Source organism: Janthinobacterium sp. 344, assembly GCF_900112025.1.
GTDB lineage: Bacteria > Pseudomonadota > Gammaproteobacteria > Burkholderiales > Burkholderiaceae_D > Janthinobacterium.
Map to the genome: position 1 here is coordinate 316,852 of NZ_FOKL01000003.1, position 15,052 is coordinate 331,903.

15 protein-coding genes are annotated in these 15,052 nt (G+C 62.8%); 12 read left to right on the forward strand and 3 right to left on the reverse strand.

What is annotated here, in order from left to right:
- Nucleotides 1–264: 264 nt before the first annotated feature.
- Genes BM193_RS11035 through BM193_RS11050 form a run of 4 tightly spaced genes read left to right on the forward strand, consistent with a single transcriptional unit; the run spans nt 265 to nt 5,196 of the window.
- Entirely contained in the window at nt 265–2,328 is a 2,064-nt protein-coding gene (locus tag BM193_RS11035; RefSeq protein ID WP_092797774.1) for a methyl-accepting chemotaxis protein, read from the forward strand.
- Nucleotides 2,329–2,331: 3 nt separating this feature from the next.
- Nucleotides 2,332–3,156, forward strand: a complete 825-nt coding sequence (locus tag BM193_RS11040; protein ID WP_092797775.1) for a CheR family methyltransferase — start codon at nt 2,332–2,334, stop codon at nt 3,154–3,156.
- Complete coding sequence (locus BM193_RS11045) at nt 3,153–3,686, forward strand: chemotaxis protein CheD (RefSeq protein WP_092797776.1); 534 nt, start codon at nt 3,153–3,155, stop codon at nt 3,684–3,686. The genes BM193_RS11040 and BM193_RS11045 overlap by 4 nt, the downstream gene beginning before the upstream one ends.
- Nucleotides 3,673–5,196 (forward strand): chemotaxis protein CheW, encoded by a 1,524-nt coding sequence (locus BM193_RS11050; RefSeq protein WP_254786055.1) that lies wholly within the window; start codon nt 3,673–3,675, stop codon nt 5,194–5,196. Before BM193_RS11045 ends, BM193_RS11050 begins: the two co-directional genes overlap by 14 nt.
- A gap of 134 nt (nt 5,197–5,330) precedes the next feature.
- On the opposite strand, the gene BM193_RS11055 is transcribed toward BM193_RS11050, so the two are convergent.
- Nucleotides 5,331–6,983 carry a 3-(methylthio)propionyl-CoA ligase gene (locus BM193_RS11055; protein ID WP_092797777.1) on the reverse strand — a complete coding sequence of 551 codons (1,653 nt, stop codon included), beginning with the start codon at nt 6,981–6,983 and terminating at the stop codon, nt 5,331–5,333.
- 306 nt (nt 6,984–7,289) lie between these two features.
- Between BM193_RS11055 and BM193_RS11060 the strand changes: the two genes are divergently transcribed.
- From BM193_RS11060 to BM193_RS11090, 7 genes are all read left to right on the forward strand, one after another.
- Nucleotides 7,290–8,732: a protein adenylyltransferase SelO gene (locus tag BM193_RS11060; RefSeq protein ID WP_092798059.1), complete on the forward strand. Its 1,443-nt coding sequence runs from the start codon at nt 7,290–7,292 to the stop codon at nt 8,730–8,732.
- A gap of 9 nt (nt 8,733–8,741) precedes the next feature.
- On the forward strand, nt 8,742–9,143 hold the full coding sequence (gene msrB, locus BM193_RS11065) for a peptide-methionine (R)-S-oxide reductase MsrB (protein WP_034784618.1): 402 nt from the start codon (nt 8,742–8,744) through the stop codon (nt 9,141–9,143).
- Between the two features lie 80 nt (nt 9,144–9,223).
- The gene (locus tag BM193_RS11070; protein WP_046682773.1) at nt 9,224–9,853 is read left to right on the forward strand and encodes a septation protein A; all 630 of its coding nucleotides are present in this window, start codon (nt 9,224–9,226) and stop codon (nt 9,851–9,853) included.
- Entirely contained in the window at nt 9,853–10,149 is a 297-nt protein-coding gene (locus tag BM193_RS11075; protein ID WP_092798060.1) for a BolA family protein, read from the forward strand. The genes BM193_RS11070 and BM193_RS11075 overlap by 1 nt, the downstream gene beginning before the upstream one ends.
- 110 nt (nt 10,150–10,259) lie before the next feature.
- Nucleotides 10,260–11,039: a peptidylprolyl isomerase gene (locus tag BM193_RS11080; protein ID WP_092797778.1), complete on the forward strand. Its 780-nt coding sequence runs from the start codon at nt 10,260–10,262 to the stop codon at nt 11,037–11,039.
- A 111-nt stretch (nt 11,040–11,150) separates the two neighbouring features.
- Nucleotides 11,151–11,927, forward strand: a complete 777-nt coding sequence (locus BM193_RS11085; protein ID WP_092797779.1) for a peptidylprolyl isomerase — start codon at nt 11,151–11,153, stop codon at nt 11,925–11,927.
- Between the two features lie 68 nt (nt 11,928–11,995).
- Entirely contained in the window at nt 11,996–12,676 is a 681-nt protein-coding gene (locus BM193_RS11090; RefSeq protein ID WP_092797780.1) for a DNA alkylation repair protein, read from the forward strand.
- Here the strand turns inward: BM193_RS11090 and BM193_RS11095 are convergent.
- Nucleotides 12,639–13,331, reverse strand: a complete 693-nt coding sequence (locus BM193_RS11095; protein ID WP_092797781.1) for a TetR/AcrR family transcriptional regulator — start codon at nt 13,329–13,331, stop codon at nt 12,639–12,641. The two genes, BM193_RS11090 and BM193_RS11095, sit on opposite strands and share 38 nt — an antisense overlap.
- A 106-nt stretch (nt 13,332–13,437) precedes the next feature.
- Here BM193_RS11095 and BM193_RS11100 point away from each other — a divergent pair, with 106 nt between their 5' ends.
- Complete coding sequence (locus BM193_RS11100; RefSeq protein ID WP_092797782.1) at nt 13,438–14,142, forward strand: DAPG hydrolase family protein; 705 nt, start codon at nt 13,438–13,440, stop codon at nt 14,140–14,142.
- A 6-nt stretch (nt 14,143–14,148) separates the two neighbouring features.
- Here BM193_RS11100 and BM193_RS11105 read toward each other — a convergent pair whose 3' ends face one another.
- Nucleotides 14,149–15,036: a GNAT family N-acetyltransferase gene (locus BM193_RS11105; protein WP_092797783.1), complete on the reverse strand. Its 888-nt coding sequence runs from the start codon at nt 15,034–15,036 to the stop codon at nt 14,149–14,151.
- Between the last annotated feature and the right edge of the window lie 16 nt (nt 15,037–15,052).

Below are 15,052 nucleotides of genomic sequence, written 5' to 3' on the forward strand. Positions count from 1 at the left end.
CTTGTTTTTCTCCAGACGCTGGGGAATAATAAAATTATTGATTCAAATCAATACTCTGCAATTGATTTAATATAAGGCGTCAGCGGTCGCCGGATATCGCCTGCCTTTATCGGACACCATATCTGACACCTTATCGGACAAATTCTCACCGATTATCACTTTGCGCCAGATGCATAACCGTGCTGAATCAACTTATTAAAGCGTCTTATATTCTCATGCCGTACTAGCGCCACCCATTCTTCGACCCACACTGAAGGAAATTTTATGGACGCAGCCAGCCATGTCAGCCTCTCCCAGGATCTGGACTTACAAGCGATCAATACTGCGCTCAACCGTGTCCAGGCCGTGATCGAATTCGAACTCGACGGCACCATCCTGCATGCGAATGACAATTTCCTGCGCGTCGTCGGCTATTCCCTGGCCGACGTGCAAGGCAAGCACCACGCCATGTTCTGCGACCCCGAGTTTGTCAAGACGGCCGAGTACCGCGACTTCTGGGCCAAGCTGGCGCGCGGCGAATTCGACCAGGGCGAATACAAGCGCCGCGCCAAGGATGGCCGCGAAGTGTGGATCAATGCTTCCTACAATCCCATCCTCGACGCGGACGGCAAGCCGTATAAAGTCATCAAGTTCGCCACCGACATCACGGCCAGCAAGCGCCGCAACGCCGATTACGAAGGCAAGATCGATGCGATCGGCAAGACGCAGGCCGTGATCGAGTTCAAGCTCGACGGCACCATCATCGGCGCCAACGACAACTTCCTCAAAGCCACCGGCTACACGCTGGAAGAGATCGAAGGCAGGCACCACCGCATGTTTTGCGAACCCGAGTATGCCAAGAGCGAGGACTATGCGCGCTTCTGGCAAAAGCTGGGCAAGGGTGAATTCGACGCGGGCGAGTACAAGCGCGTGAAGAAGGACGGCCGCGAAATCTGGCTCAACGCCTCGTACAACCCGATCTTTGACGCGGAAGGCCGCCCCTTCAAGGTGGTCAAGTTCGCCAACGACGTCACGGCGCTGAAAAAGCGCAATGCCGAATACGAGGGCAAGGTCAGCGCCATCGGCAAGGCGCAGGCCGTGATCGAATTCGACATGCAGGGCAATGTGCTCGATGCGAACGACAATTTCCTCGCCGTCATGGGCTATGACTTGAGCGACATCCAGGGCGAACACCACCGCATGTTCTGCGAAGCGGACTACGCCAGCAGCGCCGAGTACAAGAAGTTCTGGCAAAAGCTGAACCGCGGCGAATTCGACGCGGGCCGCTACAAGCGCCTGGGCAACCATGGCAAGGTGGTGTGGATACAGGCCACCTACAACCCCATCCTCGACCTGAACGGCAAGCCGTACAAAGTGGTCAAGTTCGCCATCGACATCACGGATCAGGTGAACATGGAGAACAGCATCCACGCCAAGGCGGCCAACGACAGCCGCAAGGTCGAGGCGCTGCTGGCCTGCGTGGCGCGCGCGGCGCAGGGCGACCTGACCTGCGATATCGTGCCCGAAGGCGACGAGCCGATCGACCTGCTGGCCGGCGGCATCAGCAAGATGATCGTCGACCTGCGCGGCGTGATCGGCGACGTGGTGGCGGCGGCGAACGGCTTTGCCGACGCCTCGCACGCCATCGCCGAGCGGGCCACGGGCGTGGCCGTGGGCACGCAGGCGCTGGGCGCCACGGTGGAGGAAATGAACGCCTCCATCGACGGCCTGACGTTTTCCATCAATTCCATCGCCGAGAACACCTCGAACGCGGACTACCTGGCGAAAGCCACGCAGCAGGAAGCGGAGGCGGGCGCGCGCGCCGTCGCCAAGTCGATCGAGGCGATGGACCTGATCAACCGCTCGTCGGAAGACATCGGCGAAATCGTCAAGGTTATCAGCGAGATCGCCAACCAGACCAACATGCTGGCGTTCAACGCGGCCATCGAGGCGGCGCGCGCGGGCGAGCACGGCCTGGGCTTTTCCGTCGTCGCCGACGAAGTGCGCAAGCTGGCCGAACGCTCGTCGCAGGCGACCAAGGAAATTTCCAAGCTGATCAACGAGTCCGTCAAGCGCGTCTCCACGGGCAGCGAAATCTCGCGCCAGGCCAGCGATGCCTTCGACAAGATCGTCTCGGGCGTGGCGAAAACCACGCTGGCCATCTCGGATATCTCGAAAGCGGCCAACGAGCAGCTGCTGACGGCGCGCGAAGTGTCGACGGCGATCCAGTACATCGCCGAGGAAACGGAGAAATCGGCCGCCAACTGCGACAGCATCGCCCGCTCGACGGATAGCCTGAACGACCGCGCGGGCAGCCTGAACCAGACTGTCTCCGGCTTCGTGGTGTAGGCCATGAGCCACGCGGCCACCCTGACGCCCGAGGTGCTGACCACCCTGATCGCGCTGGTGCGCCAGCATACGGGCATCGCCATGACCGCGCGCAAGAGCGTCCTGCTGGAACGCCGCCTGCAGCCCCGGCTGCAGGCGCTGTCCCTGCACAGCTATCAGGCCTACCTGGACCGGGTGGCCAGCGACCGCGACGAGGTGGTCCATTTCATCGATCTGGTGACGACGAATGACACGCTGTTCTTCCGCACGCCGCAGATCTGGGATTACTTCCGCGACCGCTACCTGCCCGCCTGGGCCCGCGCCCATCCGGGCGGCTGCCTGAAGATCTGGTCGGCGGCGGCCGCCAGCGGCGAGGAGCTGTATTCGATCGCCATGCTGTGCGAGCAGTTCCGTTTGCAATCGCCCGCGTTCCGCTACCAGATCCTGGCCAGCGACATTTCGCAGCAGATCCTCGGCGCGGCGCGGGCCGGCCAGTACAGCGGCCGCTCCGTCGAGCGCATCCGCCTGTCGCATCCGGACTTGCTGCGCAAATACTTCACGCCGTCGCCGTACGGCGTCAAGGTCAACGAGGAACTGCGCCAGCACGTCAGCTTTTCCCAGCACAACCTGCTCGAAGCGCTGCGGCCGGCGCAGCAGTTCGACCTGGTATTTTTGCGCAATGTGCTGATCTATTTCGATGCCGAGCACCAGGAAACGGTGCTGCGCCAGGCAAGGCTGAGCCTGAAGGACGAGGGCCGGCTGATCCTGGGCGAATCGGAAACCATCGCCCGCCTCGGCACGGGCTATCAATTCGAGTTTCCCATGATTTATAAAGCGGGGGTGGCATGAAGGGAACACTGGCGATCGATGATGCGCCGCCGCTGCATCTGGTGGGCATGGGGCAGCTCAGCGTGGGCACGCACGGCGAGCAATTGCAGGCGCTGCTCGGTTCGTGCATCGGCATCGGCTTCATCTGGAAAAAAGGCCATTGCTGCGGCCTGGCCCACTGCTTGCTGCCGGAAGCGCCGGGCGCCGACAGCGGCCTGGGGGCGCGTTATGTGAGCCAGGCCGTGCCGTCGCTGCTGCGCCTGATGGGCGTGCGCCAGGCCGACTACGCGGACATCGACGTAGTGCTGGCGGGCGGCGCCAGCATGTTCGGCCCCCGCAATGGACGCTTGCAGGTGGGCCGGCAAAACGCGGAAGCGGCGCAAAAATATCTGGACCAGTGCGGCTTGCGCGTGAGCTTCTGCGCGCTGGGCGGGCGCCATGGACGCCAGTTGCTGATCGATTGCGCCCACCTCAGCTACGCCGTCACGGATGTCGTGGCACACGCCGTTGTTTTACCTGCAGGCAAGGAAGGCGCGTATGCACATGCATGAAGCGACAGGCTTGCACAGCCAGGCGGAAGGCGATGCCGCCACGGAACTGTTCGGTTCCTTCTATCTGGGCGACGATGAATTCGCCCTGCCCGCCAGCTGCATCCGCGAAGTGGTGAATTATCCCGCGAAAGTGACCGCCCTGCCCCTGGCGCCGGCGTATCTGGAAGGCATGTTCACCTTGCGCGGCAGCGTCATACCCGTCGTCAACCTGGGTCGATTGTTCCGCGCCGACGCGCCCCGCGCCGTGGACACGGACAAGATCGCCATCCTGGATTTCCAGCAAGTGCTGGTCGGCATCGTTTTCCAGGACACGGGCGAGATCCTGCGCGTGCCCGCCTCCCGGCGCAGCGCCCTGCACTACGCGGCCGGCGACAGCCATGCCGTGATCGCCGGCACCATCCTGCTGGATGGCGGCGCGCGCCTGCTGCAAATTCTCGACCCGCACGCCCTGCTGCGCATCGAGAACGTGCCCCACGTGCTGGCCCTGCAGGCCAGCGGCGCCAAGCTCGGCACGGCCCGCTACCACGCGCAAACCGACCGGCGCCAGTGCGTCAGCTTCCACGCGGCCGGCGCCACGTTTGCCTTCGAAATGCTGGCCATCCAGGAAATCATCAAGGTACCGGAACTGCACAGCTCCATCCTGAACAGCGAGCTGTGCCTGGGACGCATGCATTTTCGCGGCAGCCAGGTGGCCGTCGTCGATTTCGCCGCCCTGCTGCAGGCGGCCGAGCCCGGCAAGGCGGCCACGCCGGAGCAGCGCATCATCGTCGTGCGGCTCGAGGATACGACGATCGGCTTTCTCGTCGATTCCGTCGACAGCATCGTGCATTTCTTTGGCGACGAGGTGCTGCCGATTCCCCTGCTGAGCAAGGCGCGGGCGGCCATGTTTGCCGGCTGCATCACCAAGGAAGGCCTGGGCGACATCATTTTCCTCGACCACCAGCAGATCCTGTCGCAGGGCGAAATCGTCGAGATGCGCGACGGCCACAAGCGGCTGTATCCGGCCGAGACGGAAACGGCGGCCGGCACGCACAAGGCGCAGCGCCGCGTGTACATCACGTTTACGGTGGAAACGCAGTTCGCCGTGGAAATCGGCCAAGTGCGCGAGATCATCGATTTCAGCGGCGCCATCACGACGCCGCCGGGCATGCCGTCCTGCATGCGCGGCATGCTGAACCTGCGCCAGCAAATGATCAGCATCATCGACTTGCGCCAGTTGTACGCCATGCCGCCGCTGGCGAACACGGGCGCCGGCAAGATCCTGATCGTGGAACGGGGGGCGGAGCGCTACGGTTTCCTCGTCGACCATGTCGACAACATCATGACGATTTCCGACAGCCAGCGCTTCGCGGCGCCGCAGATCATCCGCACGGGCACGCACGACGACCTGCGCAGCGAAATGGATGAGATGATCGACATCGGCACGGCGGAACAGCGCCAGACCCTGTCCGTCTTCCAGTGCGATCATCTGCTGGAAAAGCTGGGGTCGGCGCTGCCGCAGGCGGCCTGACAAACAAGCATTAACCCAACGGCGTCAAAATACCGGGGTCGGACCCTGAGGGTCCGACCCCGGCCCTCGCTGCGGGGTGAGCTGATGGGCCGCCCCCTGCCCTTGCTGCCGGCTTGATCAGGCGCGCTGATGCCTCACAGCCCCGGCAGCTTGTGCCCCTTGAACTGCTCGCGCAGCTTGTTCTTCTGGATCTTGCCCGTTGCGCCCATGGGCAAGGCATCGATGAAGAGCACGTCGTCGGGCGTCCACCATTTGGCGATCTTGCCCTCGAAGAAGTGCAGCAGCGCTTCGCGCGTGACCTCCATGCCGGGGCGCAACACCACCACCAGCACGGGCCGCTCGTCCCATTTCGGGTGGAACACGCCGATGCAGGCCGCCTGCAGCACGGCCGGGTGGGCCATGGCCAGGTTTTCCAGGTCGATGGTGCCGATCCACTCGCCGCCCGACTTGATCACGTCCTTGCTGCGGTCCGTGATCTGCATGTAGCCGTCTTCATCGATGGTGGCCACGTCGCCCGTGGGGAACCAGCCGTCCTGCAGCGCGTCGCCGCCCTCGTTCTTGTAGTACGAGGAAATGATCCACGGCCCTTTCACCAGCAGGTGGCCATAGGCGACGCCATCCCAGGGCAATTCCTTGCCGTCGTCATCGACGATCTTCATGTCCACGCCGTAGATGGCATGGCCCTGCTTGTGCAGGATGTCGCGCTGGGCTTCCTTGCTCATGGCCAGATGCTTGGTCTGCAAGCCGCCCGTGGTGCCCAGCGGCGACATTTCCGTCATGCCCCAGCCGTGGATGACTTCCACGTCGAACTTGTCGATCAGGGTATCCATCATGGCGGGCGGGCATGCCGCACCGCCGATCACCGTGCGGCGGAAGGTGGAAAATTTCAGATCGTTCTGCAAGGCGTAGTTCAGCAGGCCCAGCCAGACGGTGGGCACGCCGGCCGAGAACGTCACCTTTTCCGATTCGAACAGTTCATACAGCGACTTGCCATCGAGCGCCGCGCCGGGGAATACCATGCGCGCGCCCGACAGCAGCACGGAATACGGCAAGCCCCAGGCATTCACGTGGAACATGGGCACGACGGGCAGGACCGTGTCCGTGGCGCGCACGTTCAGGGCGCTGGGCATGGCCGACGCGTAGGCGTGCAGCACCGTCGAGCGGTGCGAGTACAGCGCGCCCTTCGGATTGCCCGTCGTGCCCGACGTATAGCACAGGGCGGCGGCCGAGTTTTCATCGAACACGGGCCATGCGTACTCGTCCGAATGCGTGGCGATCAGGTCTTCATAGCACAGCAGGTCGGGGATCGTGCTGCTGGCGGGCATGCGCTCGCGGTCGCACATCAGCACGAAATGACGCACGAAAGTGCAGTCGGCGGCGATCTTTTCCACCACGGGCAAAAAGGTCAGGTCGAACAACAGCACCTGGTCTTGCGCATGGTTGGAGATGTAGGCGATCTGTTCCGGGAACAAGCGCGGATTGATCGTATGCAGGACGGCGCCCGAGCCGGACACGGCGTAATAGGCTTCCAGGTGGCGATAGCCATTCCAGGCCAGGGTGGCGACCCGGTCGCCCATGCCGACGCCGAGGCCGTGCAGCGCGTTCGCCAGGCGCCGCGTGCGCTGGTGGCATTCGCGGTAGGTGTAGCGGTGCAGATCGCCTTCCACCCGCCGCGAGACGATCTCGCCACTGCCATAATGACGCGCTGCAAACTCGATAATGCTGGAAATCAGCAGAGGCTGGTTCATCATCTGGCCCATCACTGGACTCATGGGAAATGCCGACATCGTGTCTCCTGGTAAACGAATGGGACGTGGCCGGGAATGGCCCGCCTTTCTTCTTGAGTTTTAACTAAGATGAACTAGTTTCGTACGGTCGTGCGGAAATCGTCAACGCATTTCGATATTGCGGCGCAGCATGGAATTTTTGATTCCGTTTTTGCGCCTGCCAGCCACCGCCACGGCAGCCTCCGGGGCACCCGACGCACGCCCTGGCGCTGTGCGGTAAAATCGTCTTTTGGCTGGCGCCTGTCTTCCCTTTCCTGCCGGCACCTCTTCTTGAATGGAATTGCCATTACCGCTCATACCTTACCACTGGACAATGCATTTGCGGCCTTGCCGCCCGCGTTCTACACGCGCTTGATGCCCACGCCCCTGCCCGCGCCGTATTTCGTGGCGGCCAGCGCGCCAGCCGCGGCCCTGGTGGGCCTCGATCCGGCGCGCCTGCGCGATGCCGATTATGTCGCGCTACTGAGCGGCAATGCCGTGGCCGAGCGCTCCACGCCCCTGTCCGCCGTGTATTCGGGCCACCAGTTCGGCGTCTGGGCCGGCCAGCTGGGCGACGGCCGCGCCATCCTGCTGGGCGATATCGCCACGGCAAGCGGTCCGATGGAGCTGCAATTGAAAGGCGCCGGCGCCACGCCGTATTCGCGCATGGGCGATGGCCGCGCCGTGCTGCGCTCGTCCATCCGCGAATTCCTGTGTTCGGAAGCCATGGCGGCGCTCGGCATCCCCACCTCGCGCGCGCTGGCCATCATGGGGTCGCAACAGGGCATCATGCGCGAAACGGTGGAAACGGCGGCCGTCGTCACACGCATGGCGCCCACGTTTGTGCGCTTCGGTTCCTTCGAGCACTGGTTTTACCGCAAGAAGCCGGACGAGCTGAAAATCCTCGCCGACTACGTCATCGACGGTTTTTATCCCGATTTGCGCGCCGCAGCAAATCCATATCAAGCCTTGCTGGCCGAGGTTTGCGTGCGCACGGCGCACATGATCGCGCAATGGCAAGCCGTCGGCTTCATGCATGGCGTCATGAACACGGACAATATGTCCATCCTCGGCCTGACGCTCGATTACGGTCCCTTCGGCTTCATGGAAGCGTTCGACGCCGAGCACATCTGCAACCACACGGACCAGCAGGGCCGCTACTCCTACGCCAACCAGCCCCAGGTGGGTCACTGGAATTGCTACGCGCTGGGCCAGGCGCTGCTGCCGCTGATCGGCGAAGTGGCGCTGGCGCAGGCGGCGCTGGACAGCTACCAGCCGGCGTTCGCGGAGAAGATGAACAGCTTGCTGCGCGCCAAGCTGGGCTTGCAGACGAGCCAGGACGACGATACGGCGCTGTTCGACAGCATGTTTGCGCTGATGCAAGCCAATCACGTGGATTTCACAAATTTCTTCCGCGCCCTGTCTACCCTGCAAGTGGCGGCGCCGGAACACGACACGGCCCTGCGCGACCTGTTCATCGACCGCCCCGCCTTCGATGCGTGGGCGGCGCAGTACCGCGCGCGCCTGCTGCTGGAAAACAGTGTCGATGCCGAGCGGCAAGCGGCCATGAACGGGGTCAACCCGAAATACGTGCTGCGCAACTACCTGGCGCAAGTGGCCATCGAGAAAGCCCAGCGGCAGGACTACACGGAAGTGGCGACCTTGCTGGAGATTTTGCAAAAGCCATTTGACGAACAGCCCGAACACCAGCACTATGCGGCCCTGCCGCCCGACTGGGCCAGCCACCTTGAAGTCAGCTGCTCATCCTAAGGAGTCATTATGACCACGAATAAAGTCAAGAAAACCGACGCCGAATGGCGCGCCATGCTCGATTCCATGCAATACGAAGTCACGCGCCACGCGGCCACGGAACGGGCCTTCACGGGCAAGTTCTGGGACCACCATGAACACGGCATCTACACCTGCGTCTGCTGCAACACGCCCCTGTTCGCGTCGGACACCAAGTTCGACTCGGGCTGCGGCTGGCCCAGCTATTTCCAGGCGCTCGACCCGGCCAACGTGACGGAAATTGTCGACCGCAGCCACGGCATGCTGCGCACGGAAATCGTCTGCGCCGTCTGCGACGCCCACCTGGGCCACGTCTTCCCGGACGGCCCGCCGCCGACCGGCTTGCGCTATTGCATCAATTCGGCATCCTTGCGCTTCGATCCGCAACCGTGAGACACCGGGATGGCGTGCGAACTCCTTGCTCCTAAGCCATTCCTAAGATGAATTTAACAAGACCCGTGTAAAGTCTCGCCATGAAATTTCTATTCGACCTCTTCCCCCTGATCGCCTTCTTCGCCGCCTTCAAACTGGGCGGCATGTATGAAGCGGCCACGCACGATTTCGTGCAGCAATACCTGTCCGGCTTCGTGTCTGGCGGCCTGATCAAGGCTGACCAGGCGCCGTGGATCCTCGCCACCCTGGTCGGCATCGTCGCCACCGCCTGCCAGGTCAGCTATCTGCTGCTGCGCGGGCGCAAGGTCGATGGCATGCTGTGGCTGTCGCTGTTCATCTTTGTCGTGTTCGGCGGCGCCAGCATCTACCTGCATGACGATTTCTTCCTGAAGTGGAAGCCGACCCTGATCTACTGGCTGTCCGGCCTGGCCCTCTTGATCGCCCACGTGGGCTTCAAGAAAAACCTGATCCGCAAGACCATGGAAGCGCAAGTGCAATTGCCTGATGCCGTCTGGAACCAGCTGCTGGCCGCGTGGATCATCTTCTTCGGCGCCATCGGCGCGCTGAACCTGTTCGTCGCCTTCGTGCTGTACAAGGGCGACATGGCGGCCTGGGTCAGTTTCAAGGCGTTTGGCGCGACAGGCATCTTCTTTGCCTTCATCGTGGCGCAAACCCTGTTCCTGGCCAAACATATCAAGGAAGACGCATGATGCATACCGACCAAACCGCCACGCCGGCAACGCGCATGGAGCGCATCCGTGCGCGCCTGGAAACGGCACTTTCCCCAGTGGAATGCGTGCTGGAAGACGACTCGGCGCGCCACCGGGGCCACGCGGGCGCCGCCTCGGGCGGAGGCCATTACAATCTACGCATTATTTCTAGCCGATTTGAGGGCCTCAGACTCGTCATGCGCCATCGTCTGGTGTATGATTCCGTGCACGATATGATGCATAATGAGATACATGCATTGGCGATTGTTGCATTGGCGCCGTCCGAAGTAGTGTAAGGATGGCGTTTTTGGCGTACCCGGACCACTTGGGTACGCGGCAACTTGCGCTTTGGCATGCATTTCTACCCATGCGTTTTTTACGAAACTTTCCCTAACAGGATTTAATAATGACTTTTAAGCCAGCCCGCTTGCTGATCGCACTACTCGCCGTTGTCGCGGTACCTGTTTTTGCGCAAAATGTTGCTGTTGTTAATGGCAAGCCTATTCCATCGTCGCGCGTTGATGCAGTCGTCAAGCAAGTCGTCGCCCAAGGCCAGCAACCGGATTCGCCGCAACTGCGCGAAATGATCAAGAAGGACCTGATCGGCCGTGAAGTGCTGATGCAAGAAGCGGAAAACAAAGGTTTCGGTAAAGATGCAGCCGTCAAGCAGCAAATCGAGAACGCACGCCAGGCCATCGTCATCAACGCCCTGGTCGGCGACTACCTGAAAAAGAATCCCGTCACCGACGCTGAAATCAAGGCGGAATACGACCGCTTCGTGGCGCAGTCGGGCGACAAGGAATACCATGTACGCCACATCCTGGTGGCCACCGAAGCCGAAGCGAAAGACATCATCGCCAAGCTGAAAGGCGGCGCCAAGTTCGAAGATCTGGCCAAGCAATCGAAAGATGCCGGTTCGGCCGACAATGGCGGCGACCTGGACTGGGCAGCCCCGTCGTCCTTCCCGAAAGTGTTCTCGGACGCCTTCGTGAAACTGCAAAAAGGGCAAGTCACGGAGACCCCGGTGCAAACGCCTAACGGTTTCCACGTGATCAAGCTGGACGACACCCGCGCGGCAAAACTGCCGACCCTGGAAGAAGTCAAGCCACAGATCGCCGAAGCGCTGCAGCAAAAGAAACTGCAAGCGTATCAGGAAGAAATGATCAAAAAAGCGAAAGTTCAATAAGAACCGACCTCCCCGGCGCCCTTTTCGGCGCCGGTCGTGTATTCTGCGCCTGAATGCGCACTGCGCGACAGTCGCGCATCTCGATTTTTAGTATATTTATTAGGAATGAACATGATTTTGAAGCCAGCCCGCCTGATCTTAGCCCTGGTCGCCGTCGTTGCGATCCCTGCGTTCGCGCAAAACGTCGCCACCGTGAATGGCAAGGCCATCCCATCGTCGCGCGTCGACCAGGTCGTCAAGCAAGTCGTCGCCCAAGGCAAGCAAGCCGATTCGCCGCAACTGCGCGAAGCCATCAAGAAAGACCTGATCGGCCGCGAAGTGCTGATCCAGGAAGCCGACAAGCAAGGCTACGGTACGCGTCCGGAAGTCAAGTCGCAGATCGACAATGCCCGTCAAAGCATCATCATCAACGCCCTGCTGGCCGACTACGTGAAGAAGAACCCCGTCAAGGACGCTGAAATCAAGGCCGAATACGACAAGTTCAAGGCGCAAGCGGGCGACAAGGAATACCATGCACGCCACATCCTGGTGGCCACCGAAGCGGAAGCGAAAGACATCATCGCCAAGCTGAAAGGCGGCGCCAAGTTCGAAGAGCTGGCCAAAGTATCGAAAGACGGTTCCGCAGCCAATGGCGGCGACCTGGACTGGGCTAGCCCCGCTTCGTACGTGAAGCCATTCTCCGACGCCATGGTGGCCCTGAAACCAGGCCAGATCACGCAAACGCCCGTGCAAACGCAATTCGGCTACCACGTGATCAAGCTGGAAGAAACCCGTCCGACGAAGCTGCCGGCACTGGAAGAAGTCAAGGGTCAAGTGGCTGAGTCGCTGCAACAGAAAAAACTCGCCGCCTACCGCGATGAATTGCTGAAGAAGGCCAAGATTCAATAATATTGGATCAGCATGAAAAAGCGCTCCCTGTGAGCGCTTTTTTTACGCCTGAAGGAAAGCGAGATGCCATGAATCTACATCAAGAATTAAAAATCGCGCTGAAAGCGGCCGCCGACCCGGCTCGTGCCGGGCCCATGCAGGCCTACATGCGCGGCCAGTTCGTGTTCCTGGGCGTGGCGGCGCCGCAGCGGCGGCTGGCCGCCAGGGGCTTGCTGGCGGGCTTGCAAGGCGTGGGGGCCGAGGTGCTGCTGAAACATGCGCAACTGCTGTGGCAGCAGCCCGAGCGCGAATACCAGCATGTGGCGCTCGACATGCTGGCCCTGCACCGGCGGCAACTGGGCGTCGAACACCTTCCCGCCCTGCTGGCACTGGCGCGCCAGCGCGCGTGGTGGGACAGCGTCGACGGCATGGCCGGCATCGTGGGCGAGGTGCTGCAAGCGGAGCACCAGCGCGGCGGCGATGGCCATGCGCACATGGATGGCACCTTGCGCCACGCAGACTTCTGGCTGCGCCGCATCGCCATGCTGCACCAGCTGGGCTGGCGCGCCGACACGGATGCCGGCTGGCTGTTCGGCGCGGCGCTGGCGCTGGCCCACGAAGACGAGTTTTTCATCCGCAAGGCCATCGGCTGGGCCCTGCGCGATTACGCGCGCCACGCACCCGCAGCCGTGGCGGCGTTTGCCGGCGCACACCGCCAGCAACTATCGCCGCTCAGCTACCGCGAAGCGCTGAAGCACCAGCGACCTTGAACGACTGGCCACCCAGCAATCGCAGCGCGGCATCGATGCGCGGCGCCGCATCCCAGGCGGGCACGGGCGCCAGCAAGCCCAGCGCCATCTGCCGCAGCGGTTCGGCGATCACCATGGCCAGCAGCAAGCCGGCCATTTCATGCCCATCATGCCCATCGTGCCCATCCTGCAGCAGCAGATGGCCGCGCGCGCCCTGGCGCTGCAACCAGTCGGCCAGCAGGGCCGTGCCCCGCTCGATGCCGTTGCGCTGGTACACGGCGAGCAAATCGGCGCGCGCGGGAAATTCCGTGCACAGCAGGCGGAACAGGCCCACGGCGTCGGCCGTCAGCACGCGCGCCGCCATCGCCTGCAAGATCTCCTTCAACAGCGGCAGGACCTCGCCCGGCGTAGCCGCATCGTGCGCCATGGCGGGCAGGAACGCATCCGTCCAGCCGCGCACCACCAGCGCCACCAGCTCCTCGCGGTTGGCCGCATACTGATACAGCGATTTCTTGGCCATGCCCGCATGGCGCGCCACGGCTTCCATGGTCGTGGCCGCATAACCTTCGTGCAGCAGCAGCCACGTGGCCGCCTGCACGGCCGCGTCGCGCGCCTCTTCGGGCGGGCGCGCCGGGCGGCCCCGTCCCCGCGTGGTCTTGCTGTCCGCTTCCTGCATGCCCGCTCCAAAATGATCGATGGGCGATTTTACACTGAAACATATTTGGGAAACGCAATACGTTTCTTTAATATATAATTGTCCCACCCAAACAAAGGAGAACGACATGGCTGATACAACCGCGCACGACCACCCCTGGAGCATAGCCCGCACGGGCGACCTGCTGGCGCCGTTTCCGCTGCACCTGGAGACGGGCATCACGCGCCTGCCCGACGGCTGCCTGCTGGTGGCGGCACGCACGGAACTGCATGGCTGCAGCGGGCGCATGCTGGACTGGTGGTTCACGTTTTTCGAGACGACGCAGCACATCAAATGGTGGCATCCGCACGACCATGTGGCCCATCACGGCTGGAACAGCGCGTGGAAAAAGGGAGAGAGTTATTACGGTGCCTCGATCGAGGCGGTGGAGTCCTTGGGCGATATTCCACCCGTGAAAGCCAAGCTGAAGTTCCATGATCCAAAGGAAGTCTTCGACCCGCTGCAGCTGCAGCAGGCGCGCGACAGCGGCGCGCTGTCGGCGGCCATCTGCGCGCGCATCGGCTTCGGCGAGCACGTGGTGCTCGACGCGCACGGCGACCCGCTCGATGGCGAAATGCTGCACCTGACGCGCGATACGCCCACCGGTTGCGTGCTGCGCAGCCGCTTCCTGCTCGGGCGCAATAGCGCGGATCCCGTGCGCGACGTGCCCGACGTGCTGGGCCTGAATTTGCTGCGCCATTGCTACAGCGAATTTACCTATTTGTCGCGCTTTTTGCCGTCGCTGTACTACGGCGAGCATGCCAATGGAGAAAAGGCGCCGCTGCCCTGGTAGGCTGCCCTACAGCCGCTTGTGCATGCGCGCCAGCGGCAACTGGATGTCACCCGGCAAGTCGAGGTGAAACTCCTGCGTGACGGCAAAACCGCTGGCCCGGTACAGCGGCACGCCGGGCAAGGTGGCCGCCAGTTCCAGTGCGCTGAAACCGGCGGCGCGCGCCTGGCGTTCGCAATGGCGCATCAGCATGCTGCCCAGCCCCTGGCGCGCGGCGCCTGGCTCGACAAAGAAGGCGCGGATGCGTCCCGCCTGGCTAGCCGGGTCGAGCAGCGGGTCCGGCCCGCTCTTGGCGCGGTCCGCGCCGTACAGGGTGGCGCGGCGGCTCCAGCCGCCACAGGCCAGCATGGCGCCATCGCGCTCGATGACGAAATACGTCTGGTCCGCCACCAGCTGCGTATCGACGCCGAACACGTGGCGCGTCACGGCCTCGGCCTGTTCCGGCGTATAAAATCCCGCGCTGAGCTGCACGCCGGAGCGGGCGATCAGCGCATTCATGGCGTCCACGTCGGCCGGCAGCGCCACGCGCAGGGCCGTCAGCGGGCCAAAGCTGAACCAGGCGCGGCCGATGCGGCCCTGCTCCACCTCATAGGTCGCCACCAGTTCCTGCGCCGACACGCCGTCGTCCGTCTCGCCGTGGACGATTTCATGGTCGATCACCAGCTTGCCGCAAGCGATGCGGTTGAGCAACTGCGCCCGTGGCTTGCTGGCGGCGAAACGGGCCGTGAAACGGGGGCCGATCTGCGCGCCGCCCGTGGCCAGCAAGGTGTCGGGATGCTGGAACTGCTGCGCATCGTCCGCGTAGATGGCCAGCAAGGCGGGCACATCGTGGGCATTGTAGGCGTCGAGCTGGGCCTGGACGATGGCGGCGGGTGTGGGGCTGGGAAGGTCGGTCATGGCGCGGCTCCGTCAA